1 protein-coding gene is annotated in these 546 nt (G+C 61.4%); it reads left to right on the top strand.

Going from position 1 to position 546, the window contains the following annotated elements:
• Positions 1-372, top strand: a 372-nt coding sequence (locus tag ACTHUE_RS19995; RefSeq protein WP_440424277.1) for an SLC13 family permease, incomplete at its 5' end; no start/stop codon positions are given.
• Positions 373-546: the final 174 nt, after the last annotated feature.

The following is a 546-nucleotide window of genomic DNA, read 5'->3' as shown; positions in this document are numbered from 1 at the left end:
AGCGAGTTGATCGCCACCTGGCTCGGCAACGCGGCTCAGGGCCTGCCGCCCTTTGCCGCGCTCGGCATGATCCTGCTCACCGCCATGGCGGTTACGCCCTTTCTCAACAATGCCGCAACGGTGCTGGTCATGGCGCCGATTGCCGCGGGTTTTGCCACCACGCTCGGTTTCCGGCCGGAGGCCTTCCTGATGGCGGTGGCGATCGGCGCGGGCTGCGATTTCCTCACCCCCATCGGGCACCAGTGCAATACGCTGGTCATGGGTCCCGGCGGTTATCGTTTCAGCGACTATCCGCGGCTTGGCCTGCCGCTGTCGATCATGATCGTCGTCGCCAGCATTCCCATGCTGCTTTACGTCTGGCCGGTCAACTGAAGCCAGCCGGCAGGACCGGCCGACCTCTGGAGACTCCATATTTCCTTGACGCCTGCGGCAGAATATGGCCTAAGCCCAAGCCGAACGGGAATATGAAAAAGGCACTTTCTTTTCGCCTTTCGACATGATGTCCTGCCGCATCCAAACGAAAACTCCGTGGTATCAGGGTGGAAC

This window comes from Neisseria sp. P0021.S005, from assembly GCF_051956955.1.
Note: the sequence above shows the minus strand (reverse complement) of the source record. Positions and strands in the feature narration are given on the sequence as shown.